The sequence below is a fragment of the Collimonas antrihumi genome, assembly GCF_018304965.1.
GTDB lineage: Bacteria > Pseudomonadota > Gammaproteobacteria > Burkholderiales > Burkholderiaceae_D > Collimonas > Collimonas antrihumi.
The window spans coordinates 1-23133 of sequence record NZ_JAGQED010000029.1 but is presented as its reverse complement, the minus strand read 5'-3'; the positions used below and the strand labels follow the sequence as shown (position 1 = coordinate 23133).

Genomic DNA, 23133 nt, shown 5'->3' with positions numbered 1-23133 from the left:
CGTACTTAACCTGAATTCCGTAAAAATTTTTCATCGGCCGCACTCAGCAAACCGGCAGCGCGTATCTTCTGAATCAGATCCGGCCGCTTCTTTGCTGTGGCTGACAGCATTTGCTGACGCCGCCATTTTTCGATTTCAGCGTGATGCCCGCCCATCAGGACCGGCGGCACCGCAACGCCTTCATACTGTTCCGGCCGGGTGTAATGCGGACAATCCAGCAAGCCATTGACAAAACTGTCTTCGACCGCCGATGCACCATCATTCAACACACCAGGCAACTGCCGGATCACCGCATCCATCAGAGCCATCGCCGGCAATTCGCCGCCGGACAAAACGAAATCGCCAAGGCTGATTTCTTCATCCACGCAACGATCCAGCAAACGCTGGTCAACCGCTTCATAACGGCCACAGAGCAATACCAAACCGGGTTCGGTACACAATTCCATGACGCGCTGATGGGTCAGCGGCCGGCCTTGCGGCGACAGATAGACTACTCTCGGTGCAGGCAGGCTTTGTTGCAGCTGACGCGCCTTGGCCGCTTCAATCGCAGCTTCCAGCGGCTTCGCCATCATCACCATGCCAGGGCCGCCGCCATAAGGCCGGTCATCCACGGTACGATGATTGTCGGTCGTGAAATCACGCGGATTCCACAAAGCCAGCTCACATCTTTTTTGTTCAAACGCGCGCCGGGTAACACCCGATTGCGTCAATGCAGCAAACATTTCGGGAAACAGTGTGACGACATCAAATTGCATACCGCGCACCTTTTTGTTTCGCTTGCGATCTTGTTTGCTGCTTTAGCTGCCTGGAGCTTATGCTCAATTTTCAAGCCTGGATTTAATAATCCAGTCCCCAGTCAACCGTGATTTTCTTTGCTGCCTGATCCACCGTCTTGACGAACTGCTCAACAAACGGAATCAATAATTCTGGTGCTGCCTTGGCTTGGTCTTTACTCTGATCTGCGACCGCCGGCAACGTGATCCGAAGAATCGGATGCGCGCCGTTGTCCATCAAATCGGCCACCACACCCAAATGCTCGCCTTGCAGATTCTCAACCACCAGGCCGATCAGATCGACCCAATAGAATTCATCATCCGAAAGCGCCGGGAAATGGCTGCGTGGAATATGCACCACACTGCCCTTCATGGCTTCGGCTGCGTCACGCCCTGCCACACCCATCAGGCGCGCCACAATGTCGCCACTGTGGTTTTTCGCCTGCATCATTTCGACATCGTGCAGTTCCGGCGAATTCTGCCGGTTCAGCCACCATGTCTTGGCGTGCAACAGTGCATCGGCATCCGCCGAATACGGTTTGATCCGCACCCAGCCATTAATACCGTAGGCGCCAGTAATGTAACCGACCACCACCAAATCTGAAGGTATTGCAGTTCCAGCTGGTGCTGCGGCCGACGAGTTTACTGACGCGTTCAACGGTTCAAACTGCCTAATTAAGCAGCTTTTTTGGCAGCGTCGGCAACCAGACGTGCAACGGTCGGCGACATTTGCGCGCCAACACCTTGCCAATGCGTCAGGCGGTCCTGAGCAATGCGGAAAGTCTCTTCTGCACCGGATGCTACCGGATTGTAAAAGCCGATACGCTCGATGAAGCGACCGTCACGGCGATTGCGCGAATCAGTAGCTACGATGTTGTAAAAAGGACGCTTCTTTGCGCCACCACGGGATAAACGAATAACGACCATAATGTTTCCAAAAAGTGTTCGAACACGGAAAAAGCCGCAAATTATAACGCAAAGTGAGCCGCTCCCGCAACCAAAGCAGGCCATGGGTGTGGTTTCACGACGTCAAACAGGTATTTGCAGGGCTCCAAAACGCTTTGCGACCTATGTCGCAAGCGGGCCTGACTATCAAAGTGACATTCTATTGAAGCAGGCTGTACACTACGCCCTCAATCTGCCTTCCGACACGCATGATGCACCTCGGAAACATCAGTGGCGATAGCCAAGCCAGTATATTAGCAATATTCCTAGCCGATGCAAGGATTGCCTGCTTATTACCTGCTTATTACATGCTTATTACCTGCTAATTGCCTGCTTTATTACATGCTCCAGACATTTCATTCACCTACCCTGCCAATGACCCAAGCCCACAAGAACAAGACACTCGCCACCTTCCTGGCCACCGTATTTGGCAGCATAGGCCTGCACCGCTTCTATCTGAAGGGCTTTCAAGATATCTGGGGCTGGCTGCATCTTGCCACCTTGCCAATTTCCATGATCGCTTACTTGCTTTTTAGACAAAATCAGCAAGTGGCATTCCTGTTTGGGCCGCTGGTCGTCTCGGGCCTGATTGCCGTCATCGAATCGCTGGTCATAGGATTGACCCCGGATGAAAAATGGGATGCCCAATACAACGCCAACTCCGGCCGCCAATCCGACTCCGGCTGGTTTGTCGTCTTGCTGGTGGTATTGACCCTGGGAGTCGGCGCGATTGCCTTGATTGGCTCGATTGCGCGTACTTTCGACCTGCTGTTCACCGGCGGCGCTTACGGCTGAAGTAGAGTGGGCACCGATGCCCACGCGGAACGTTCATTTAACGCACATGGCGAATCTCGTTACCGCGTGAGCAGAAAGTCCTGCCCACCCTACGATTTTCTGCAGCTTGGCAAGAATCAGAACTGATCTTCCGTCAACGCCATCACGCCGCTGCTGCCTTCGACAATCGAGATGCGATAAGCATCCGCCTGAGACAGTACATGTTCGGCAAAGAAACGCGCCGTACCGATCTTGGCCTGATAAAAATTGCTATCGCCCGCAGCCGACTGCAATTTTTGCGTTGCAATCAGCGCGGCCCGTCCAAGCTGCCAGCCGCCCAGCACGATGCCGGCCAGCTTCAGATACGGCACGCTACCGGCAAACACGCCCTTGATATCGCTCTTCAGATTATCCACAACGTAGCTGACCACCTGCTCCAGCGCATCGGCGCCGCTGGCCAGTTGCTTGCCGATAGCGACCAGGTCGGCCGCACCGCTGCTCGCCAACTCCGCTTGCGTAGCACGGACCTGGGCAATGATGCCCTTGGCGACCGCGCCGCCATCGCGCGCAGTCTTGCGGCCGATCAGATCGTTGGCCTGGATTGCCGTGGTGCCTTCATAAATCGTCAATATCCGCGCATCGCGGTAGAACTGCGCCGCGCCGGTTTCTTCGATAAAGCCCATGCCGCCGTGAATCTGCACACCGGTCGACGCCACGTCGATTGAAATCTCGGTCGACCAGCCTTTGACGATCGGCACCATGTACTCGTAGAACGCCTGATTCGCTTTACGCGTCGCGGCGTCGGCATGATGATGGGCTGCATCATGGGCAGCCGCGGTCACGTACGCCAAGGCACGCGCTGCCTCAGTCTGCGAGCGCATGCTCATCAGCATGCGCCGTACATCCGGCTGATGAATGATCGTCACGGCGCCGGCTGAACCGGCCAGGTCTCGCGATTGCACGCGGTCCTTGGCGTAAGCCAGCGCTTTTTGATAAGCGCGCTCGGCAACGCTGATGCCTTGCAGGCCAACCGCAAAACGCGCTGCGTTCATCATGATGAACATGTATTCGAGGCCACGATTCTCTTCGCCCACCAAGGTACCGACAGCACCGCCGTGATCGCCGAACTGCAGCACCGCAGTCGGACTGGCCTTGATACCTAACTTGTGTTCCAGCGAAACGCAATGGACATCATTGCGCGCGCCCGGCGTGCCGTCCGCATTGACCATGAATTTCGGTACGATGAACAGCGATATGCCCTTCACGCCTTCCGGCGCGTTCGGCGTGCGCGCCAACACCAGATGCACGATATTCTCAGCCATATCGTGTTCACCGTAGGTGATGAAAATCTTGGTGCCGGAAATCTTGTAAGTGCCGTCGCCCTGCGGTACCGCACGAGTGCGCACCAGCGCCAGGTCGGAGCCGGCTTGCGGCTCGGTCAGATTCATGGTGCCGGTCCATTTTCCGGATACCAGGTTCTCCAGGTAAATCCGCTTTTGCTCGTCGCTGCCGGCAGTCAGCAACGCTTCAATCGCACCGTCGCTCAACAGCGGGCACAAGGCGAAGGAAAGGTTGGCCGCGTTCAACATCTCTATGCATGGTGTCGCCACCAGCTTGGGCAAACCCTGACCGCCAAATTCAACCGGATGCTGCACACCTTGCCAGCCGGCTTCGGCAAAGGCCTTGAATGCCTCTTTAAAACCCTTGCTGGTGGTTACCTGGCCGTCATGCCAATAGCTTGGCTCTTGATCGCCGCTGCGGTTTAATGGCGCGACCACTTCACCGCAGAATCTGGCATTCTCTTGCAACACTGCTTCCACGGTTTCCGGCGTCGCATCTTCACAACCAGGCAGTGTGCTGACCTGCTCCAGACCAGCCAGCTCGTTCAGCACGAACAGCATGTCTTTCAACGGGGCGACATAACTCATGAGTTACTCCAAAAAATTGGGCGGCACCGCAGAGCCTGACTCTGCCAGCACCCGCAATACCACCCGTATACTTTTCACTTTCGATTTTTAACAAGACGTTGAAAAATCATGCTTCAAAAGCCTGATCTTCAGACGCCCTGAAAAACGCCCGTCGGCTTAACCCAGCTCGGCCACCAGTTGCGGCACGATCTCGAACAAGTCGCCAACAATGCCGTAATCCGCTACCGAGAAAATCGGCGCTTCTTCATCTTTGTTGATGGCGACGATCACCTTGGAGTCCTTCATCCCGGCCAAATGCTGGATCGCGCCGGAAATACCGACCGCGATATACAGCTGCGGCGCAACGATCTTGCCGGTTTGTCCGACCTGCCAGTCATTCGGCACGAAGCCCGCATCCACCGCAGCACGCGATGCGCCCATGGCAGCGCCCAGCTTGTCAGCCAGCGGTTCCAGGATCTTGAAGTTTTCAGCCGAACCCAAACCACGGCCGCCGGATACGATGATCTTGGCTGCCGTCAGTTCAGGACGATCCGATTTGGCCAGCTCGCGCGAGACGAATGCGGATTTGCCGAAGTCGGCTGCAGCGGCGATATTTTCCACGGCAGCAGAACCGCCACTCGCAGCAGCGTCAAAACCGGTAGTACGGACGGTGATGACTTTGGTGGCGTCGCTCGATTGCACGGTAGCGATGGCATTACCGGCATAGATCGGACGCTCGAAGGTATCCGGGCTGTCGACCTTGGTGATTTCGGAAATCTGACCGACGTCCAGTTTGGCGGCAACGCGCGGCAAGATGTTTTTACCGTAAGCGGTTGCCGGCGCCAGGATGTGGCTGTAGCCGGAAGCCAGCGCCAGTACTTGCTCGGCGACGTTTTCGGCCAGGCCGTCGGCAAAATAGGCTGCATCTGCTACCAATACTTTGGTCACCCCGGCAGCTTGCGCTGCGGCTTGGGCGGCTGCGCCGCAGTTGCTGCCGGCGACCAGTACGTGGACTTCGCCGCCGCATTGGCTGGCGGCGGTAATGGTGTTGAGGGTGCTGCCTTTTAACGAGGCATTATCGTGTTCAGCAATGACGAGGGCTGTCATGTCGGCTCCAGAGTTATGTACGCTCGCCTGCATCGTTATCAGGATGCGGCGCTACGCTTGATTCTTGAATTGGTTATGTATGGTTCGGCAGGCTAAGTCAGCTTCGCTTACAGGACCTTGGCTTCGTTCTTCAGCTTGGCGACCAGGGTAGCGACGTCCGGCACCTTGATGCCGGCGCTGCGCTTGGCCGGCTCCACCACTTTCAGCGTCTTCAGGCGCGGCGTGACATCCACACCCAGGTCGGCCGGCTTGAACACGTCCAGGGTTTTCTTCTTGGCCTTCATGATGTTCGGCAGCGTCACATAGCGCGGCTCGTTCAGGCGCAAATCGGTGGTGATGATCGCTGGCAGTGTCAGGGCGATGGTTTCCAGGCCGCCGTCGACTTCACGCGTGACCGTAACCTTGCCGTCTTCCAGCACCACCTTGGATGCAAAGGTCGCTTGCGGCCAGCCCAGCAGCGCAGCCAGCATCTGGCCGGTCTGGTTGCAATCGTCGTCGATCGCTTGCTTGCCGAGAATGATCAGCTGCGGTTGCTCCTTGTCGGCCACGGCCTTCAACAACTTGGCCACCGCCAGCGGTTGCAGATCGGTGTCGCCGGTATCGACCAGCACGCCGCGGTCGGCGCCGATCGCCATCGCCGTGCGCAGCGTTTCCTGACATTGCGTGACGCCGCAGGAAATCGCGATCACTTCCGTCACCTTGCCGCCTTCCTTCAGGCGCGTAGCTTCTTCCACCGCGATTTCATCAAACGGATTCATCGACATCTTGACGTTCGCAATATCGACACCGCTGCCGTCCGATTTGACCCGCACCTTGACGTTGTAATCGACGACACGCTTGACTGGTACTAATACTTTCATCGGTATGCCTTTTTATGGAAATAAAAAAATCTGGGTTGATGCGGGCTGACGCCAATTGACGTTAACGTAAATCTTAATTAGGAATTATAAGAGAGAATTCGATCCGACGCTGAAATTTAGCACGATCGTTCTATTAAATCTTAGAGCAAATGGACTAATCGCACCAGTTTTTTTGTAAAACAAAATACGTTCAATGCAATTTATGCAATGGAAATGCGCTGCGCCGACCTGAAACGGAAGACAGAAAGGGATAAACCGAGGTATTGCGCGACCAGCAGAACGCTGGTTGCGGCATGTATTGATGGGTAAAACCTGCTGCGAAGACTACGATGAAAGATTGGCTATGAATCGACCATGAATCGACCAAAAGGCGACTAAAAGCCGACGACGCGCATTTACTTTCTTACTTACGCTTCATGAAGAAAATAAACTCTTTGTTTTCTTCGCTTTGCTCCAGCAAATCATTACCGGTCTGCTTCGCGAACGCCTGAAAATCGCGCACCGAGCCAGAATCAGTCGCCATCACACGTAACACTTCGCCACTCAGCATGTCTGCCAACGCCTTCTTGGTTTTCAAAATCGGCAGTGGGCAATGCAAGCCGCGTGCGTCGAGTTCTTTATTAAATTCCATGACCACTTCGTAATATAAAGATTTTTAACATTTGATGCTATTTAACGATTCTACTCCAAACGCAGACGCCTTTGACGCGTCGCAACAAATCATCAATCATTTTTACAACAACGGTGCTGCAAATAAATATGTCTTTAATGCAATTTATGTTTCAATCCACGTGCTAACATTCATTCACAAAGTAACAACATGTAACAGACACAATCGCCTGAGATAACACCACTCCATGGCAACTCATGGCGAACCATTCTGAGGAACAGCATGCGGGACAGTCTTAGCGAAAAACCTTTCAGCAACGTTACGCCGTTCTGGCAGCGCTTACCTCAATTTTTCCTGTATCCAATGCAGCAGCAGCTGATCTGGCGTCCGATGCTTTATGCCGTGCTCGGCAGCGGCTTGTGGCTACTAGGCAGGAGCGGCGAGGACGACGGATTCTCTCCAATCATTCTAATCGTTGCGGTGCTGGTCGGCATAGGTCTTTCCATCGACCTGATGCGCCAGGCATTCCGGATCCTGGAACAAACCTCGCTCGGCAATTTACGCTATGCCGATTTCGACGAGCCGGACGACATGCACAAGATGACGCCTTACAAGCTCTATTTTGTGATGTTGGTGCAAGGCTTTTTCATCGCCATCATGGCCGGCATCCATCCGTTTCTCGGGCTGCTGGGAAGCGCCGTAGTCAATCTGATGCTGCCGGCCAGCACCATGGTGCTGGGGCATACCCACAGCTTTAGCGACGCCATCAATCCGTTCAACGTGTTCAAGATGATCAAGGCATGCGGCTGGCCCTATCTGGCGCTTTGGGTGTTCGGATTCATACTGAGCCAGTGCGCGCCGATTACCGTCATGCTGTTTCTGGGAAAAGTCCCGATCACCCTGCTGATCGGCTTGAGCGTGTTCGCTTTCGCCTATTTCACCTTCGTTGGTTTCAATTTGATGGGTTATACGATGTACCAGTACCATCAGGAGATCGGTTATTCGCCGGATCGCAATTTTGAAATCAACGCACTCGCCAGCAGCCGTCAACACCGTCCTCTTAGCGACGATGAAATCCTGGCGCAGCAAATCGGTGCGCTGGTGCGTGACGGCGACATCAAACTGGCGATGGAAATGGTTTGGGAAGAACTGCGCTACGACCAGTTCAACGCGCAATTGTCAGGCCACTACGCCAAACTGCTGATGCTCAAAGGCGACAAGAGCAAACAGCTGGAGTATGCGCCGCGTCATCTGTTTGCACTGGCCCGCTCGGGCAAAAGCGGCCGGATCGGCGATAGCTGGCGGCAAGCGCGCCTGCTTGATCCGGAATTCAAGATCGACAATCCCGATCATGTATTGGAAATTGCAGCAGCCGCTGCTTCGGTACGCGAATATCAGATTGCACTGGAAATCGTATCCGGTTTCCACAAGCGTGCGGCGCGTCATAAAGATGTGCCGGCGGTGCTGGTCCTGGCCGGCAAATTGCTGTCCGATCACCTGCGCCAGGATGCCCGCGCCTTGTCGCTGTTCAATCACGTAATAGCGCAGTGGCCGACCAACCCGGCGGCCGGCGAAGCGCAACAATACAAAGATGTGATCGAACGCCTGATGCAAGGTCAAGGCGCCGGGCAAACCTGATTAATATTAATAGCGATTGCCGGGACTGGTTGCCAACCGGCTTTCTTCGCTTAAAGGAAATTGCTGCAACAGCAATTTCTGATAGTGCTGCGCCTTGTCGTGTATGCCCGCCGCCATGAAGCCCCTGGCGACGAACTGCACCAGTTGCGGCAATTGCTGATGCTGGCGCGCAGTCACCATCAATATCTGCAAGATGGCCGCTGCGGTTTGCGGCTGCCCGTTCAATGCGAATCGCTTGGCGACTGCCAGCGATTGCTCGCTGCTCAGCTGCGGCCGCGGTTCGGCTCTTGCCACATAATCCAGGTAGACCTGATGAATTTTATCTTCGGCCAGGCTGCCTTTCGGCAAGCGCAGCAACATCTCGGCGGTCTTGTGGAAAATCGGCGCAGCAGGCGTTTCTTTCGACAGATTGAATAATTGCAGCAACCAGTCCGGCTTCGGCGTCTTCTGTTGCGCCAGTGTTTTGCTTACCAGACTGCTGAAGTCGCGCCGGGCGCGCGTGAAATCCAGCCGGCCCAGGGCTGAATACGCACTCTGCTGCAGGTTGCGCAATTGCTGATCGTCCTCGGTTGGGACAACATAATTAGCGTGTGCCTGATCCAGCTTGCGCCGCGCCAGCAAGCGATAGAGCAAGGCTAGCAAGGCGCCGCCCAGCAAGCCGCCGATATGGGCGTAGTAGTTGGTATTCGACGGTGCGCCAAACAACAAGTCGAACGCTTCCTTGCCGACCCAGATCGGCAACATGATCAATGCCGGCGCCTTGAAGAAATCGAAGTAAAACAAAAACCAGTAAAAGAAGCGTATCTTGCGCAAACCGTACAGCACGGTGTACATCCCCATGACTCCGGAAATGGCGCCCGACGCTCCCAGCGACAGCACCATGCTGTCGCCCTCGAACAAAAGATAGAATGCCGCCGACAACAAACCCGACACCAGGTAAAACAGCAAATACCAGCCACCACCCAACAGGATCTCGACCGCATAACCGACCATCGCCAGGAACACCATGTTGCCCAGCACATGGTCGACGCTGGCGTGCAAGAACATATGGGTAAGCAGCGTGATCGGACGCTCGAATGCCTGCGCCGGGATCAATGAATAGCGCTCGGTAAAACTCCGCGTGCGGATCAGCACGTAGTGCTCTCGCTGCTCCTTCCATTCGGCCAGGTCGTCGTCGGTGAGCGTGCCCAGCACTGCCGGTTTGGCTTGCTGCATCAAGGCCGCAAAGCGGAGGTCGGCGTCCAGTACATGCCAACGCTGGATAAGTTGCTGATAATTTTCCAATGAGGCGGTCTTGCCATCGCGTGCCGCAGCCAGATCGGCACGTGTCCGCAATTGCCGCCAACGCTCCAGGGCCTTGCGCATGGTTTCGGCAGCCTCAGGCTTGTTATCGCTTTCCAGATAACGCGCATAGGCAGGAAACTCGAATTCGGGCAAGCGCGACTCGACCAGATAATAATGCGCGGCCGGCTCCATCTGGCTGCGCTCATGCCATTGAATGCCGAAATAAATCAGCAGATTGATCAGCACCAGCAGGATAGTCACCAGCGGCGGGCGCTTCCAGTCTGGCTTACGGTCTACCGGGATAATCAGCATGGTGGCTCAAGAGCAGGAGGGTTTGTAATTGTAGGGTTGGCACGAATGCCCACGCGGAATTCACTCGTGGCAGATGCCTGTTTCGATAACGCGTACGTCTGCACTCCGGTTATCGCGGTCACGCGTGGGCATTCGTGCCCACCCTTCTTTCTTATTCTTAATGTTACCTATATTTCAGGCTGTGCGGTCTGCAACAACGGCCGCTCGACATACTCGACCGCCAGTCCTTGCGCCCGCATCCAGTCGGCGACAGCGTGGCCGGTGCCGGCGCGCCAGGGACGCAATGCCGCCGGCTCCAGCAGGCGATATTCCAGCAGTTCCGGCGACAGTTGAATCCGGCCGGATGCCTTGACGTGATAGGCGATGATGAGCTCATTCTTGCGCATGAATTCGTAGACACCGATCAGCGTGACCTGCCCGGCATCAAGATTGGTTTCTTCCTTGAGTTCACGCGCAATGCCCTGCTCGGGAGTCTCATCGCGCTCCATGAAGCCGGTGATCAGTGCGAACATGCCTTCCTGCCATGCCGCATTGCGCGCCAGCAGAATCTTGCCGTCGATCTCGACTATCGCCGCCAGCACCGGCAACGGATTATCCCAATGCGTCCAGTGGCCCTCGGGGCAGGCCAGGCGCAATTTTCCGGCTTCGCCGTCGTCAGCACGCTGAATCAGGGATTTGGCACACATCGGACAAAATTTAAATTCGCTCATGTCAGAGTCAAAGTCAGAGTTGGTCAGTTGAGGACAGAATAAAAAAAACGGGAGGAACCAATCCGCGATACTACTGCGATTTGATGCTTCCCGCTTTGGCTTGCCACTCTCTCAGTGACAGTCTGGTAACTGATGTTATGCGCGTTCGCCAACCCATGCAGCGACGCCCTGCAACGCTGCCGCCAGGCCACTGGCATCGGTGCCGCCGGCTTGCGCCATATCGGGACGACCGCCGCCTTTGCCGCCTACCTGCAATGCGACAAAATTGACCAGCTCACCTGCCTTGACCTTCGCAGTAGCATCGGCTGTGACGCCGGCGATCAGGCTCACTTTGCCATCCTTCACGGCAGCCAGGACGATTGCCGCAGTCTTCAGCTTATCCTTCAGCTTGTCCATCGTTTCACGCAAGGTCGCACTGTCGGCGCCTTCCAGGGTAGCCGCCAATACCTTGATGCCGTTGACATCGACAGCCTGGCTAACCAGTTCGTCGCCCTGGTTCGCAGCCAGTTTCGACTTCAGGCTGCTCAGCTCTTTTTCCAGCGCCTTGACGTGGTCCTGCACCTGGGCGATGCGTTGCGTCAGTTCTTCCGGCTGCGCTTTCAATGCCGCAGCGGCTTCGTTGACGCGATTGCTCAGGTTCTGCACCAGCGCCAGCCCGGCTTCGCCGGTCACCGCTTCGATACGGCGAATGCCGGCAGCAACGCCGCCTTCGCCGACGATCTTGAACAAGCCGATATCGCCGGTTCGAGTGACGTGGGTACCGCCGCACAATTCACGTGAGCTGCCAATCGACAATACGCGGACTTCGTCGCCATATTTTTCACCGAACAATGCCATGGCGCCGGCGCCAACCGCGTCGTCGAACGACATCAGCCTGGCTTCGGTGGCCACGTTGGCCAGGATTTCGCGATTGACGATTTCCTCGATGCGACGAATTTCGTCGGCGCTGACCGGGGCGTTATGGCTGAAGTCGAAACGGGTTTTGTCGGCATCGACCAGCGATCCCTTTTGCGAGACATGGCCGCCCAACACTTCACGCAATGCCTTGTGCATCAGGTGAGTTGCCGAGTGATTGCGTATGGTGCGGCCGCGCACTGCGGTATCCACCTTGGCGCTCAGCTTGTCGCCGACTGCCAGCGATCCGCTGCGCAGATTGCCGTGATGACCGAAAACTTCGGCCTGGATTTTCAGGGTATCGGCCACCTCAAACAAGGCGCCTGCCGCTTCCAGCACGCCGGAATCGCCAACCTGGCCACCCGACTCGGCATAGAACGGCGTGGTGTCGAGCACCACGATAGCATCCTGGCCGGCTTCGATTTTTTGTACTGCGCTGCCATCCACATACAGTGCCAGCACTTTGGCGTCATGCGCCAGGGCGTCGTACCCGACGAAGCGGGTCTTGTCGCCGCTATATTCCACTGCCGCCGCCATCTTGAATTTACCGGCAGCGCGTGCCGTCGATTTCTGCCGCTCCATCGCCGTGGCAAAACCTGCTTCATCCAGTTCGACTTCACGTTCGCGGCAGATATCCGCGGTCAGATCGAGCGGAAAACCGAAAGTGTCGTACAGCGTAAATGCGGTTTCGCCGTCCAGCTTCTTCGGCGTCTTGGCCAACGCCGCTTCCAGGATCTTCATGCCGTGTTCCAGCGTTTCGCCGAAACGTTCTTCCTCCTGCTTGAGGACTTGTTCGACACGCTCTGCGGCTTCCGGCAATTCCGGATAGGCAGCGCCCATTTCCAGCACCAGGTCCTTGACCAGCTTGTAGAAGAACGGCTTGGTCTGCCCCAGCTTGTGGCCGTGACGCAGCGCGCGGCGGATAATCCGGCGCAACACGTAACCGCGGCCTTCATTGCCAGGAATCACGCCGTCGACCACCAGGAACGAACAGGCGCGAATATGATCGGCGATCACTTTCAGCGAATTGTTTGCCAGATCGGTGATATTGGTCTCACGTGCAGCCGCCTTGATCAGGTGCTGGAACAAGTCGATTTCATAGTTGCTGTGAACATGCTGCAATACCGCTGCCAGACGCTCCAGGCCCATGCCGGTATCGACGCATTGCTTCGGCAATGGCGTCAGGGTGGCGACGCCGGTCTTCGGATCGATCTGGCGGTCGAATTGCATGAACACGTTGTTCCAGATTTCGATGTAGCGGTCACCGTCCTGCTCCGGGCTGCCCGGAGGACCGCCCCAGACATCGGGACCGTGGTCGTAGAAAATTTCGGAACAAGGACCGCAAGGGCCGGTGTCAGCCATCTGCCAGAAATTATCCGATGCATATGGCGCACCCTTGTTGTCGCCGATGCGCACGATGCGTTCTTTCGGCAGGCCGATCACCTTGTGCCAGATATCGTAGGCTTCGTCATCCGTCTCGTACACGGTAGCCCACAGCTTGTCAGCCGGCAGTCCGTATACCTTGGTCAGCAGCTCCCAGGCCCAGACCAGCGAATCGTGCTTGAAGTAGTCGCCGAACGACCAGTTGCCCAGCATTTCGAAAAATGTGTGGTGACGCGCGGTGTAGCCGACGTTTTCCAGGTCGTTGTGCTTGCCGCCGGCGCGCAGGCAACGCTGTACCGACGTCGCGCGCACGTAATTGCGCTTTTCGGTGCCCAGGAACACATCCTTGAACTGCACCATACCGGAGTTGGTAAACAGCAGTGTCGGATCGTTGCCTGGCACCAGGCTCGACGAGCGCACGATGGTATGGCCTTTGGATTCAAAGAATTTGAGAAACTTTTCGCGGATTTCGGCTGAGTTCATGTTCTTGGGCAAAAATGAAACGGTGCAAGGAAAAAAGGCAACGGAGCACGCTATGACACCCTAGGCAGATCCAACATCGATCGCGCTACGGTTGCGTGTATGTCCTTTTGCAAACCTTTGATTATACGTGATACCAGCAGCCCCGCAATTCAACTGCGGCACGATGAAAAAAGCCCATCAGGATATCCCCCGACGGGCTTTGAATGACATGAAGCTTGTATTCTGACGAAATTCAGCTCAGTTTCAGCTCAGTTTCAGCTCAGTTTCAGCTTCGCATCGGGCTAGAGCAGGCTATCAGGCGCCCTTGTTTACCGGTGTAGCTTTGATAGCGTGCCTTTTGGCATGATGCTTTTTGTGCGTCTTTTTAGCTGGCGCTGCGGCAGCCGGTGCAGCGGCAGGAGCTGCCATCGGTGCGGCTGGAGCAGAGGCCGGCGCTGCGGCAGGAGCACTTTGTGCCATGACAGGCAGAGCGAAAGCAGCGATAACTACGGCAGCCAGCAATTTGTTGATCTTCATTTTTAACTTCCTTTCAATTATTTAAAAAACAAGTAAATACGACGCTTTACTAGTAAATAAAGTTCAACCATATGCATAAATTCCCGGTGAATATGGCCTGAAACTCGGTTCTGCCCTCTATTAACGCCAGCTTATTGATTTGGTTGACATGATGTTACGGGGTGTTTGAACTTTGTTTTACACAGCCTGCGCGAACCGCTTTCCGTTTAGCCGGGCGGGGAAAAATCGGCGCCGATCAGATCAATCCGGTCAGTGCAGAATCCGTCCACGCCCCAGCCAAGTATCTCCCTGGCGCGCGTCGGCGTATTGACCGTGTAGCAAAATAAACCATAACCAGCCTGCTTGACTGCCTGCGCCTGCATCGGCGACAGGTATTTGTGGTTGGTATGCAAGGCAACCGCATCCAGTTCCTGCAAACGCTGTTGCCAGTCATCCTCGATGACGTCAGTCAGGAAGCCGCGCGGGATATCCGGCGCCGCCACTTGCGCAGCACGCAGGGCTTCAAACGAAAAAGACGAAAACAACGGCAATGCAGGATCGGCCCAGGTAACGCGGCCGCTGGCCACATGCGCCGCTATCTCATCGGCAAAGAATTCCTCTGTTACCTGGGCGACCACACGCCCCGTCTCCACCTCAAACCCCTCGGCCGGCTTGATTTCCACATTCATCCAGATGCCATGCCGGCGGCAAAAATCGAGCACCTGCCGATAAGTGCATATCGGTTCGCCGGCAAACTGCGGGCCGAGCCAGCTGCCGGCATCCATTGCGATCAGCTCATCTGAGAGGAAATCGGCAACCTTGCCGACGCCGCGCACGGTGCGGCCAAATACCGCATCGTGCATCAGAATCGGCACGCCGTCGCGCGCCAGCATGACGTCGAACTCGACCGCCCGGTATCCATGTTCCAGGCCGCACCGCATTGCCGCCAGAGTATTTTCCGGCGCCAGCGTACCGCCACCGCGATGCGCGACTATTTTGGGATAGGGCCACATGAATCTTCTCTTTCTATCGAATGAATAAGTGAATCAGAATGACGGAGAGATTGACCGGAACAATTTGCGAGCAACTGTTGCGGTCGGTTACGCTCCACCAGAGACAATCTTGATTACCCTCATTCTTAATGGATTTGACTGATTTGGCAATCGGCGACCACCGGCTGCGACTCACGCCATGCAATCCCGGTTTCGTCGCATTCCGCTTTTTTACGACTGCGGGCCAGCCCACAATGGCTTCATTCGCACCACGGAGGACTGCCATGAATTACGTCAACCCGGACCTGAAATCGGACACCAACCCGCGCTATCAAGACGCACAACGCCAGGTCGAAAGGAAAATCGGCTTTTACCTGCACCTGGCAACATATTTGATTGTCAACAGTGGTCTGTTACTGCTGAATTTCTTGCATAATCCGGGCCGTCCGTGGGTACTGGGACCGATCCTGGGCTGGGGAATCGGGTTACTATTCCACGCCTTGGCAGTGTTCATCAGGAATCCCGGCGCGCAATGGAAACGGCGCATGATAGAACGAGAACTAGAAAAACATAACCATATCCCTCCAGCATGAAACCGACACCAGAGACCGCATTGCCGCAAACGACCGAGCCGCTGATGCGCCGTCTGCTACGCAGCCTGTGCATCAACCTCGGCATCGGCATCATCTGCGCAGCAATCGTCACTTATATGATGCGCATCGGTGGCCAGTTCTTGCCAAACCTGGTGTTTTCGCTATGCATCGGCACGATAGCGATGCTGCTCATAGAAGGCGGCCGTTCCCTGTTCTGGCGCCACGCCACACCGCGCAGAATGCATTTTCTCGCGTTCATACTGGTAGCGGCAGGTATCGCCCAATTCCTCGGCGCCCGGCTGGCGATGCAACTGCTCGGCCTGCCGACAGATAATTACGCCATGTCCATGTACATGAACGTCAACGGCATCGGCCTGATTATCCTGACCGTCTCGGTTTGCGTCGGCGCCACATTGTTTTTCTGGAACCTCAGCACGCTGGCCGAACTGCGTAATCAGGCAGCGCTCGAAAGAGCGCGCACAGCCGCCGTCGAGAAACAAGCGTTGCAGGCGCAGTTGCAGATGCTGCAGGCGCAGATCGAGCCGCATATGCTGTTCAATACGCTGGCGACATTACAAAGCCTGATTGCGCTTGATGCGGCGCGGGCGCAGCAGATGCTGGACCAGCTGATACATTTCCTGCGTGCCTCCCTCTCTTCGTCGCGCATCGAACAAACCACGCTGGCGCAAGAATTCAGCCTGATGGAAGCCTATCTGGAACTGATGTCGCTGCGCATGGGCAGCCGCCTAAGCTTCGACCTGCAACTACCTGCCGCGCTGCGCGATACCGTGATTGCGCCGATGCTGCTCCAACCCTTAGTCGAGAACGCCATCAAACACGGGTTGGAACCCAAGATCGAAGGCGGCCGGGTCGAAGTCAGCGCTAGCCGCCAAGGTCAGCTACTACTGCTCGACGTCAGCGACACCGGCCTCGGCCTCGCCAACGGGGTGGCAACCTGTAACGCTGACGTCGAACAACTGACACCGACCGGCCAGACACACCACATCGGCCTCAGCAATATCCACGAACGCCTGCAGGCGCTATATGGCTCACAGGCCAGCCTGACCGTGAAACCGAATTTGCCGCAGGGCGTCGTCGCCCAACTCCAACTACCCATCCTGTCATGACAACATCATCCAATTTGCGTGCTCTGATTGCAGAAGACGAACCGATCCTGGCTGCTGCCCTGCAGCAGGCATTGCAGCGGCTGTGGCCGGAGCTGCAGATCATTGCCAGCGTCGGCAACGGCCAGGCGGTGATCGAGCAAACCCTCCGGCAACGTCCCGACGTCCTGTTCCTCGATATCAAGATGCCCGGTAAAAGCGGGCTCGAAGCAGCCCAGGAGTTGGCCGAGGAATGGCCGGAGAATGAAGCCTTTCCGCTGATCGTGTTTGTTACCGCCTACGACGAATATGCGATCAGCGCCTTCGAACACGCCGCCGCCGATTACGTGTTGAAACCGATCAGCGACGCCCGCCTGGGTAAGACCATCGCCCGCTTGCAGCAGCGCCTGCAACAGAATAGCGACAGCAATGCCGCGCTGGATAACCTGATCGGCCAGTTGCACAACATGCAGCCCAAGACGAACGCCAGCGTCGAGCCGCTGACCGTGATCCGCGCCGCGGTCGGCAACCAGATCCGCATGATCCCGATCAGCGAGGTGATCTATTTCGAAGCCAGCGACAAATACATCAATGTCGTCACCGCAGATAGCGAGTCGCTGATCCGCACCAGCCTCAAGGAATTGCTGCCGCAGCTCGACAGCCGGCAGTTCTGGCAGGTACATCGCGGCACCATCGTCAATCACCAGTCGATCCAGATGGCGATACGCGACGAAAGCGGCAAGCTGTCGCTCAAGCTGCGCGGCCGCATAGAGATGCCGACGGTGAGCCGCGTGTTTGCGCACCTGTTTCGTCAGATGTAAGAATCTGGAAATGTCTTTTTGATAAATATATTATTTACACGGCCCCGTATTTGCGGTGCAACAAAATCTGCCCGGCCGCGCCTGAAAATGCTCTCGCTACGGTAGAATGAAGTACGTCCCTACTATTCAGCAAAGCGAATAAACCAATTCTCCATGAGCACCGATCACACTAACGGCCACACCCCACCTGCACCAGCCTCGTCCAATTTCTTGCGCGGCATCATTGAAACCGATCTGACCGCCGGCGCCTACGCCGAACGCAAGGACAGCCAGGGGCAGCCGTTACCGCAGGTGGTCACCCGCTTTCCACCGGAACCCAACGGCTACCTGCATATCGGCCATGCCAAGTCGATCTGCGTCAACTTCGGCCTGGCGCGCGATTATGCCGGTCGCTGCAACTTGCGTTTCGACGACACCAATCCTGAAAAAGAAGAACAGGAATATGTCGACACCATCATCGACAGCGTGCGGTGGCTCGGTTTCGACTGGAAAGACAGTACCGGCGAACATCTTTACTTCGCCAGCGACTACTTCGACCAGCTGTACTCCATGGCGGAATACCTGATCACTGCCGACCTGGCCTATGTCGACAGCCAAAGCGCCGAACAGATGGCGGCCAATCGCGGCAATTTCGGCGAAGTTGGCAAAGACTCGCCATTCCGCAACCGCTCGGCAGGCGAGTCGCTGGATCTGTTCCGCCGCATGAAAGCGGGTGAATTCAAGGATGGCGAACACATCGTGCGCGCCAAGATCGATATGGCGTCGCCCAACATGAACCTGCGCGACCCGGCGATCTACCGGATCCGCCATGCCCATCATCACCGTACCGGCGACAAGTGGTGCATTTATCCGATGTATGACTTCACGCATCCGATTTCGGATGCGCTGGAAAACATTTCGCACTCGATCTGCACCCTGGAATTCCAGGATCACCGCCCTTTCTACGACTGGCTGCTGGAGCATTTGAGCAGCGCCGGCTTCCTGCAAAAACCGGTGCCGCACCAGTACGAATTCTCACGCCTCAACGTCACCTACGTGATCACCAGCAAGCGCAAGCTGCGCCAACTGGTGGATGAAGGCATCGTCGACGGCTGGGACGATCCGCGCATGCCGACTTTGGTCGGTATCCGCCGCCGTGGCTTTACGCCCGAATCGCTGCAATTGTTTTGCGATCGCACCGGCGTCACCAAATCCGATGGCTGGATCGACATGAGCTCGCTGGAAGGCGCCCTGCGCGAAGATCTGGATCCCAAAGCGCCGCGCGCCAGTGCCGTGCTGCAGCCGCTGAAACTGATCATCGACAATTTCCCGGAAGGCGAAACCGTTGCATGCCACGCACCGGTCTATCCGCCTGCGCATCCTGAGCACGCCACTGCACTGCGCCACTTTCCAATCAGCAACACGCTTTGGATCGAGCAGGAAGATTTCATGGAAACTCCGGTCAAGGGATATTTCCGCCTGTTCCCGCCCACCGCCGACAAGCCGGGCAGCCGGGTGCGCCTGCGCCATGGTTATGTGGTCGAATGCACCGGCTTTGAAAAAGATGCGGACGGCAAGGTCATCGCAGTCCATTGCACATACTTTCCAGACAGCAAGAGTGGCACCGAAGGCAGCGCCAACTACAAAGTCAAAGGCAACATTCACTGGATCAGCGTCGCCCATGCGGTAGAAGCAGAAGTACGGCTGTACGATCGCCTGTTCACCGATCCGCATCCGGACGCCGGCGGCAAGGATTTCAAGGCCGCCCTGAATCCGAACGCCAAGAAAGTGATCACCGCCTATCTGGAACCTGGCTTGAAGGACGCTAAGGCGGAAGATCGCTACCAGTTCGAGCGGCATGGTTACTTCGTCGCCGATCGCATTGATTCCCAGCCTGGCAAACCGGTATTTAACCGGACGGTTACCTTGAAAGATAGCTGGGTCAAGTAAAAACCCGGTTCAAACCGCAACTCGCGCCCATCTTCGACATGCAAAAGACGCCGCACCGTAAATTCGGTGCGGCGTCTTTATTACTTGGCAAGCCGGTGTTACATTATCTGACCATGGGCAGCAGTAATCGGCGCCAGGAAGAGTGAAATAGAAGGTAAGAAAGAAGGTAACTAAGCGTGGAGCCAGCGGTCATACAGGTGGAAATACAGTTACGGGGCGTCAATGGCCAGGTAACGCTGCTTAGCGACCGAGTCCAGATAAAACGTGCCGGCGCCATGGCGCGGCTTACCCAATCCAGGAATGGCGACAAGGACATTCCGATTTCCGCCTTGAGCGGGGTTCGCATCGAGCTGCCCGGACTTTTGACCAATGGTTATATCCGCTTTTACTTAATCAGCGGCACGCAAAGCGACACCACACTTATTCGCGCCGCCAACGATGAAAATACGGTGCTGTTCAACCGCAGGCAATTCGCCAAATTCGCGCATCTGAAAAGCGAGATCGAGAAAAAAATCGCAGCCTCCCAGGCACTCACCCGCGCGCCTGTAGATTTTGAACAACTGGACCTACTGGCAGAGCAATATAAGCAAGGACTTATCTCGCGCTCGGAATGGATCAGCACCAAGAAAAAACTGCTGGGACTTTGACGATTAAGGTAATGAGGCGCCGGCAGCGGACTCTTCAAGCAAGCACTATAATCACACAGGTTCGTCACACCAGTTCGTCACGCAACTTAGTCACACCACCTTTCCCGAACACTCTGCAACACCAACCAAGGAACACTCATGACCATCTCCATGTACAGCGCTTCGATTCCCGTTTTCAAACAAATGCTGACGGCGCTCAATGACGTATTGGCAAAGGCAGAAACGCACGCGACTGAAAAGAAAATCGACCCGAACGCGTTCCTGCAAGCGCGCCTGTTTCCGGACATGTTCTCGCTGATTCGCCAGGTACAGATCGCCGCCGATTTCGCCAAAAGCGTGCCAGCTCGCCTGGCCGGCGCCGAAGTTCCAGCATATGAAGACAACGAACAAACTTTCGCCGATCTGCATGCCCGCATCAAGAAGACACTGGCATTTATCGACGGCCTGAGCGCGGCGCAAATCGACGGCAGCGAAGCGCTCGAAATCGTATTGCGTCCTGGCACACCGAAAGAGAAAAAATTGAACGGCCAGACTTACCTGCTGGGTTATGGCCTGCCGCAATTCTTCTTCCACGTGACCACCGCCTATGACATCCTGCGCCACAACGGCGTGGAAGTCGGCAAGCGCGATTTCATGGGTGCGTATTAAGATTAAGCCTGCTAAGTAATGCAAAACCTTGAGGCCTCGCCTCAAGGGACATTCTGGCGCTACTATTGACGCGCCGTTTTTTTTAATTTAATGTGAACATGTTCACTAAAGGTTCACGTTCACCGAGTAATTCAATTCGTGAGATGAAAAAGAAAGCGTCTAATGATGCGTAGGGAAAATCAGAAAGCAACTCGCAGAGATCTCCAGAAAGAAGAAACCCGGCGCTTGATCCTTGAATCTGCCTACGTCCTCTTTCAACAGCATGGGTACGACCTGACCACGATGCGCCAGCTGGCCAGCCATTGCGGGGTTGGTCTCGGCACCCTTTTCAAACACTTTCCCGACAAGCCTGCAATTTTGGTAGCAGCCTTTGAGGAAGATGTCGGGGCAATACTTGCCCACGCATTCAAGACATTACCCCGCACAAATATCCACCAGCAGCTAAAGCATGTCCTTTCTGACATTTACGGTTATTACGCAAAAAACCAGGCACTTTCGAGAGTGCTGGTGAAAGAATCGCTATTTCTTGCAGGACCCGCCGGTGAGATTGTGCATGCGCAAACGTTGGCATTCCTGGAGAGGATCGGCCTCCTGTTTGTCGGCGCAGCGCAAAGAAAAGAAATTGCACCGGTCGGCGACGTCATGGAAGTCGCCATTGGTTTCTGGTCGTTTTACTTGCTGGGCTTGACGGTCGGTCTGCGAGATAGCGCGTTCAAGGTGGATGCGCAAGTGGCAATGGTCAGCACGCTACTGCAATCCCACTACCCTCTTTTGACAAAATGAAGTTCAAACCAGACAAGGAAGCGACACAATGAAAATCGGCATCCAGACTTGGGGGAGCGACGGCGATATCCTGCCATTTCTGGCCCTGGCGGAAGGCTTGCAGGCTGCAGGTCATCAGGTGACGGTGGCCTATACCAGCGTAGACAACAAGGACTACTCTGTATATTCAATTTCAGGAGGATTCAATTCCTTCAGAGCGTTTGATACGTTTACGGTCGGCATGAACGAGGCCATGGACGCGATCGTCGAGACCAATGATCCGATGAAGCAGTTCATGTTCGTGATGGAGAAATTTTTCAATCCCGCAGTGGAAGCGATGTATCAGGCATCGCATAAACTTTGCGCTGAGAATGACATCGTGATTGGTCACATGATGAATCACACGCTGCTCACCGCGGCAGAAAAAACCGGCTGCCCACGCGTGGTAGTTGCATTGGCTCCCCTGGCAATCCGCACAAAATATATTCCGTTGTTCGGCCCCAATCTTGGATCGTTTTTGAATCCTTTGACGTGGATGCTAGGTGATTATGCAGGAAGGAAAAAATTGTTTTCACTTGCTGAAAAAATTCGCAGACGTGCGGGACTTCCTCCTCTCGAAAGCATGCAGAAGCAGCTATATGAATCGAAGGAGCTGACTTTGATTGCGTCCAGTCCAACCCTCACCGTCCGGCGGCAGGATTGGGGTGATCATATTCAAATTTGCGGTGACTTGAATTTCCGTGCATCTGATCGCCATATTCCGGTACCAGAAGGAATGGAGGAATTTATTTCTTCAGGCGCGCCTCCGATTTATATGACATTCGGTTCTCTGGCCCCGTTCCGAAGTGAGCAGACAGATCAAATAATGTCCGACGCCGTCGAAAAAGCCGGATGCCGTGCCGTGATTCAGTCGGTCTGGAGCGGGAGGGATTCCCCGCACATATTCAGGTGCAGCCAAGCGCCGCATGCCAAGGTATTCCCACACTGCTCAGCCGTAGTGCACCACGGTGGCGCAGGTACAACGCATTCGTCATTGCGCGCAGGTCGCCCGTCCATCGTTGTAGAACATGCTTTTGACCAGATTTTTTGGGGGAGTGAATTGCAAAGGATCGGCGCAGGTGGCAAGGTCTTGCACCGCAATACACTCACAGCGGATCAACTTGCCAATGCGATCAAAGCTACGCTCGACTCGAGTGAAATGAAAAATAAGGCAAACCAACCAGGAGGAATAATGCAGCGCGAAGATGGTGTAAAAACCGCTGTCGAGCTTATTGAGAAAAAATTTCAGGCACAAAATTAATAGTACTAGATCAAAATTAACCTGGCATTCGCTGTACTGTAGTGGTCAAGTAAATTCGGACACGACGATAGGTTTGTTTGCTGCCATGTTCCGTTCGTAGACGGAGGGCGGCAGATTGCCCAGAACTGAATGCAAACGTTCGTTGTTGTAGAAGCCGACGATG

22 protein-coding genes are annotated in these 23133 nt (G+C 55.5%); 10 read left to right on the top strand and 12 right to left on the bottom strand.

What is annotated here, in order from left to right:
• Positions 1–5 precede the first annotated feature (5 nt).
• The 3 genes from trmD to rpsP all read right to left on the bottom strand — a co-directional run bounded on the left by trmD (position 6) and on the right by rpsP (position 1700).
• A complete protein-coding gene (trmD, locus tag KHU29_RS18835; protein ID WP_211454671.1) occupies positions 6–755 on the bottom strand; it encodes a tRNA (guanosine(37)-N1)-methyltransferase TrmD in 750 nt (249 codons plus the stop codon).
• Positions 756–837: 82 nt separating this feature from the next.
• Positions 838–1431: a ribosome maturation factor RimM gene (rimM, locus tag KHU29_RS18830; RefSeq protein WP_211454669.1), complete on the bottom strand. Its 594-nt coding sequence runs from the start codon at positions 1429–1431 to the stop codon at positions 838–840.
• Positions 1432–1448: 17 nt separating this feature from the next.
• Entirely contained in the window at positions 1449–1700 is a 252-nt protein-coding gene (rpsP, locus tag KHU29_RS18825) for a 30S ribosomal protein S16 (protein ID WP_092413551.1), read from the bottom strand.
• Positions 1701–2060: 360 nt separating this feature from the next.
• Here rpsP and KHU29_RS18820 point away from each other — a divergent pair, with 360 nt between their 5' ends.
• Positions 2061–2513, top strand: a complete 453-nt coding sequence (locus tag KHU29_RS18820) for an NINE protein (protein WP_246542257.1) — start codon at positions 2061–2063, stop codon at positions 2511–2513.
• Positions 2514–2629: 116 nt separating this feature from the next.
• On the opposite strand, the gene KHU29_RS18815 is transcribed toward KHU29_RS18820, so the two are convergent.
• From KHU29_RS18815 to KHU29_RS18800, 4 genes are all read right to left on the bottom strand, one after another.
• The gene (locus tag KHU29_RS18815) at positions 2630–4420 is read right to left on the bottom strand and encodes an acyl-CoA dehydrogenase (protein ID WP_211454667.1); all 1791 of its coding nucleotides are present in this window, start codon (positions 4418–4420) and stop codon (positions 2630–2632) included.
• 156 nt (positions 4421–4576) lie between these two features.
• On the bottom strand, positions 4577–5506 hold the full coding sequence (locus tag KHU29_RS18810; RefSeq protein WP_211454665.1) for an electron transfer flavoprotein subunit alpha/FixB family protein: 930 nt from the start codon (positions 5504–5506) through the stop codon (positions 4577–4579).
• 107 nt (positions 5507–5613) lie between these two features.
• Positions 5614–6366: an electron transfer flavoprotein subunit beta/FixA family protein gene (locus KHU29_RS18805; protein ID WP_211454663.1), complete on the bottom strand. Its 753-nt coding sequence runs from the start codon at positions 6364–6366 to the stop codon at positions 5614–5616.
• 403 nt (positions 6367–6769) lie between these two features.
• Positions 6770–6997 (bottom strand): sulfurtransferase TusA family protein, encoded by a 228-nt coding sequence (locus KHU29_RS18800; protein WP_061534113.1) that lies wholly within the window; start codon positions 6995–6997, stop codon positions 6770–6772.
• Between the two features lie 261 nt (positions 6998–7258).
• Between KHU29_RS18800 and KHU29_RS18795 the strand changes: the two genes are divergently transcribed.
• On the top strand, positions 7259–8614 hold the full coding sequence (locus KHU29_RS18795) for a DUF4013 domain-containing protein (RefSeq protein ID WP_211454661.1): 1356 nt from the start codon (positions 7259–7261) through the stop codon (positions 8612–8614).
• 6 nt (positions 8615–8620) lie between these two features.
• On the opposite strand, the gene KHU29_RS18790 is transcribed toward KHU29_RS18795, so the two are convergent.
• The 5 genes from KHU29_RS18790 to ugpQ form a co-directional block, all read right to left on the bottom strand.
• Positions 8621–10210 carry a rhomboid family intramembrane serine protease gene (locus KHU29_RS18790; protein ID WP_211454659.1) on the bottom strand — a complete coding sequence of 530 codons (1590 nt, stop codon included), beginning with the start codon at positions 10208–10210 and terminating at the stop codon, positions 8621–8623.
• A gap of 167 nt (positions 10211–10377) precedes the next feature.
• Positions 10378–10920, bottom strand: a complete 543-nt coding sequence (locus KHU29_RS18785; RefSeq protein ID WP_211454657.1) for an NUDIX domain-containing protein — start codon at positions 10918–10920, stop codon at positions 10378–10380.
• Positions 10921–11055: 135 nt separating this feature from the next.
• Positions 11056–13680, bottom strand: a complete 2625-nt coding sequence (gene alaS, locus KHU29_RS18780; protein WP_211454655.1) for an alanine--tRNA ligase — start codon at positions 13678–13680, stop codon at positions 11056–11058.
• Positions 13681–13974: 294 nt separating this feature from the next.
• The gene (locus KHU29_RS18775; protein WP_246542255.1) at positions 13975–14196 is read right to left on the bottom strand and encodes a hypothetical protein; all 222 of its coding nucleotides are present in this window, start codon (positions 14194–14196) and stop codon (positions 13975–13977) included.
• A gap of 206 nt (positions 14197–14402) precedes the next feature.
• Positions 14403–15188: a glycerophosphodiester phosphodiesterase gene (gene ugpQ, locus KHU29_RS18770; RefSeq protein WP_211454653.1), complete on the bottom strand. Its 786-nt coding sequence runs from the start codon at positions 15186–15188 to the stop codon at positions 14403–14405.
• A gap of 263 nt (positions 15189–15451) precedes the next feature.
• Here ugpQ and KHU29_RS18765 point away from each other — a divergent pair, with 263 nt between their 5' ends.
• The 8 genes from KHU29_RS18765 to KHU29_RS18730 all read left to right on the top strand — a co-directional run bounded on the left by KHU29_RS18765 (position 15452) and on the right by KHU29_RS18730 (position 22970).
• Positions 15452–15760, top strand: a complete 309-nt coding sequence (locus KHU29_RS18765; RefSeq protein ID WP_246542254.1) for a 2TM domain-containing protein — start codon at positions 15452–15454, stop codon at positions 15758–15760.
• Positions 15757–16887 (top strand): sensor histidine kinase, encoded by a 1131-nt coding sequence (locus KHU29_RS18760; RefSeq protein WP_211454649.1) that lies wholly within the window; start codon positions 15757–15759, stop codon positions 16885–16887. Before KHU29_RS18765 ends, KHU29_RS18760 begins: the two co-directional genes overlap by 4 nt.
• The gene (locus tag KHU29_RS18755; RefSeq protein WP_211454647.1) at positions 16884–17684 is read left to right on the top strand and encodes a LytR/AlgR family response regulator transcription factor; all 801 of its coding nucleotides are present in this window, start codon (positions 16884–16886) and stop codon (positions 17682–17684) included. The genes KHU29_RS18760 and KHU29_RS18755 overlap by 4 nt, the downstream gene beginning before the upstream one ends.
• 153 nt (positions 17685–17837) lie before the next feature.
• Entirely contained in the window at positions 17838–19613 is a 1776-nt protein-coding gene (locus KHU29_RS18750; RefSeq protein ID WP_211454645.1) for a glutamine--tRNA ligase/YqeY domain fusion protein, read from the top strand.
• A gap of 176 nt (positions 19614–19789) precedes the next feature.
• A complete protein-coding gene (locus KHU29_RS18745) occupies positions 19790–20260 on the top strand; it encodes a DUF4429 domain-containing protein (protein WP_211454644.1) in 471 nt (156 codons plus the stop codon).
• A gap of 138 nt (positions 20261–20398) precedes the next feature.
• Positions 20399–20908 (top strand): DUF1993 domain-containing protein, encoded by a 510-nt coding sequence (locus KHU29_RS18740; protein WP_211454643.1) that lies wholly within the window; start codon positions 20399–20401, stop codon positions 20906–20908.
• A gap of 162 nt (positions 20909–21070) precedes the next feature.
• Positions 21071–21691: a TetR/AcrR family transcriptional regulator gene (locus KHU29_RS18735; RefSeq protein ID WP_211454642.1), complete on the top strand. Its 621-nt coding sequence runs from the start codon at positions 21071–21073 to the stop codon at positions 21689–21691.
• 28 nt (positions 21692–21719) lie between these two features.
• Positions 21720–22970, top strand: a complete 1251-nt coding sequence (locus KHU29_RS18730; RefSeq protein ID WP_211454641.1) for a glycosyltransferase — start codon at positions 21720–21722, stop codon at positions 22968–22970.
• Positions 22971–23133: the final 163 nt, after the last annotated feature.

What these genes read in the sequence shown, in the direction of transcription:
- trmD (WP_211454671.1), bottom strand. Translation starts at nt 755, where the DNA reads ATGCAATTTGATGTCGTCACACTGTTTCCCGAAATGTTTGCTGCATTG.
- rpsP (WP_092413551.1), bottom strand. Translation starts at nt 1,700, where the DNA reads ATGGTCGTTATTCGTTTATCCCGTGGTGGCGCAAAGAAGCGTCCTTTT.
- KHU29_RS18820 (WP_246542257.1), top strand. Translation starts at nt 2,061, where the DNA reads ATGCTCCAGACATTTCATTCACCTACCCTGCCAATGACCCAAGCCCAC.
- KHU29_RS18815 (WP_211454667.1), bottom strand. Translation starts at nt 4,420, where the DNA reads ATGAGTTATGTCGCCCCGTTGAAAGACATGCTGTTCGTGCTGAACGAG.
- KHU29_RS18810 (WP_211454665.1), bottom strand. Translation starts at nt 5,506, where the DNA reads ATGACAGCCCTCGTCATTGCTGAACACGATAATGCCTCGTTAAAAGGC.
- KHU29_RS18805 (WP_211454663.1), bottom strand. Translation starts at nt 6,366, where the DNA reads ATGAAAGTATTAGTACCAGTCAAGCGTGTCGTCGATTACAACGTCAAG.
- KHU29_RS18800 (WP_061534113.1), bottom strand. Translation starts at nt 6,997, where the DNA reads ATGGAATTTAATAAAGAACTCGACGCACGCGGCTTGCATTGCCCACTG.
- KHU29_RS18795 (WP_211454661.1), top strand. Translation starts at nt 7,259, where the DNA reads ATGCGGGACAGTCTTAGCGAAAAACCTTTCAGCAACGTTACGCCGTTC.
- KHU29_RS18790 (WP_211454659.1), bottom strand. Translation starts at nt 10,210, where the DNA reads ATGCTGATTATCCCGGTAGACCGTAAGCCAGACTGGAAGCGCCCGCCG.
- KHU29_RS18785 (WP_211454657.1), bottom strand. Translation starts at nt 10,920, where the DNA reads ATGAGCGAATTTAAATTTTGTCCGATGTGTGCCAAATCCCTGATTCAG.
- alaS (WP_211454655.1), bottom strand. Translation starts at nt 13,680, where the DNA reads ATGAACTCAGCCGAAATCCGCGAAAAGTTTCTCAAATTCTTTGAATCC.
- KHU29_RS18775 (WP_246542255.1), bottom strand. Translation starts at nt 14,196, where the DNA reads ATGAAGATCAACAAATTGCTGGCTGCCGTAGTTATCGCTGCTTTCGCT.
- ugpQ (WP_211454653.1), bottom strand. Translation starts at nt 15,188, where the DNA reads ATGTGGCCCTATCCCAAAATAGTCGCGCATCGCGGTGGCGGTACGCTG.
- KHU29_RS18765 (WP_246542254.1), top strand. Translation starts at nt 15,452, where the DNA reads ATGAATTACGTCAACCCGGACCTGAAATCGGACACCAACCCGCGCTAT.
- KHU29_RS18760 (WP_211454649.1), top strand. Translation starts at nt 15,757, where the DNA reads ATGAAACCGACACCAGAGACCGCATTGCCGCAAACGACCGAGCCGCTG.
- KHU29_RS18755 (WP_211454647.1), top strand. Translation starts at nt 16,884, where the DNA reads ATGACAACATCATCCAATTTGCGTGCTCTGATTGCAGAAGACGAACCG.
- KHU29_RS18750 (WP_211454645.1), top strand. Translation starts at nt 17,838, where the DNA reads ATGAGCACCGATCACACTAACGGCCACACCCCACCTGCACCAGCCTCG.
- KHU29_RS18740 (WP_211454643.1), top strand. Translation starts at nt 20,399, where the DNA reads ATGACCATCTCCATGTACAGCGCTTCGATTCCCGTTTTCAAACAAATG.
- KHU29_RS18735 (WP_211454642.1), top strand. Translation starts at nt 21,071, where the DNA reads ATGATGCGTAGGGAAAATCAGAAAGCAACTCGCAGAGATCTCCAGAAA.
- KHU29_RS18730 (WP_211454641.1), top strand. Translation starts at nt 21,720, where the DNA reads ATGAAAATCGGCATCCAGACTTGGGGGAGCGACGGCGATATCCTGCCA.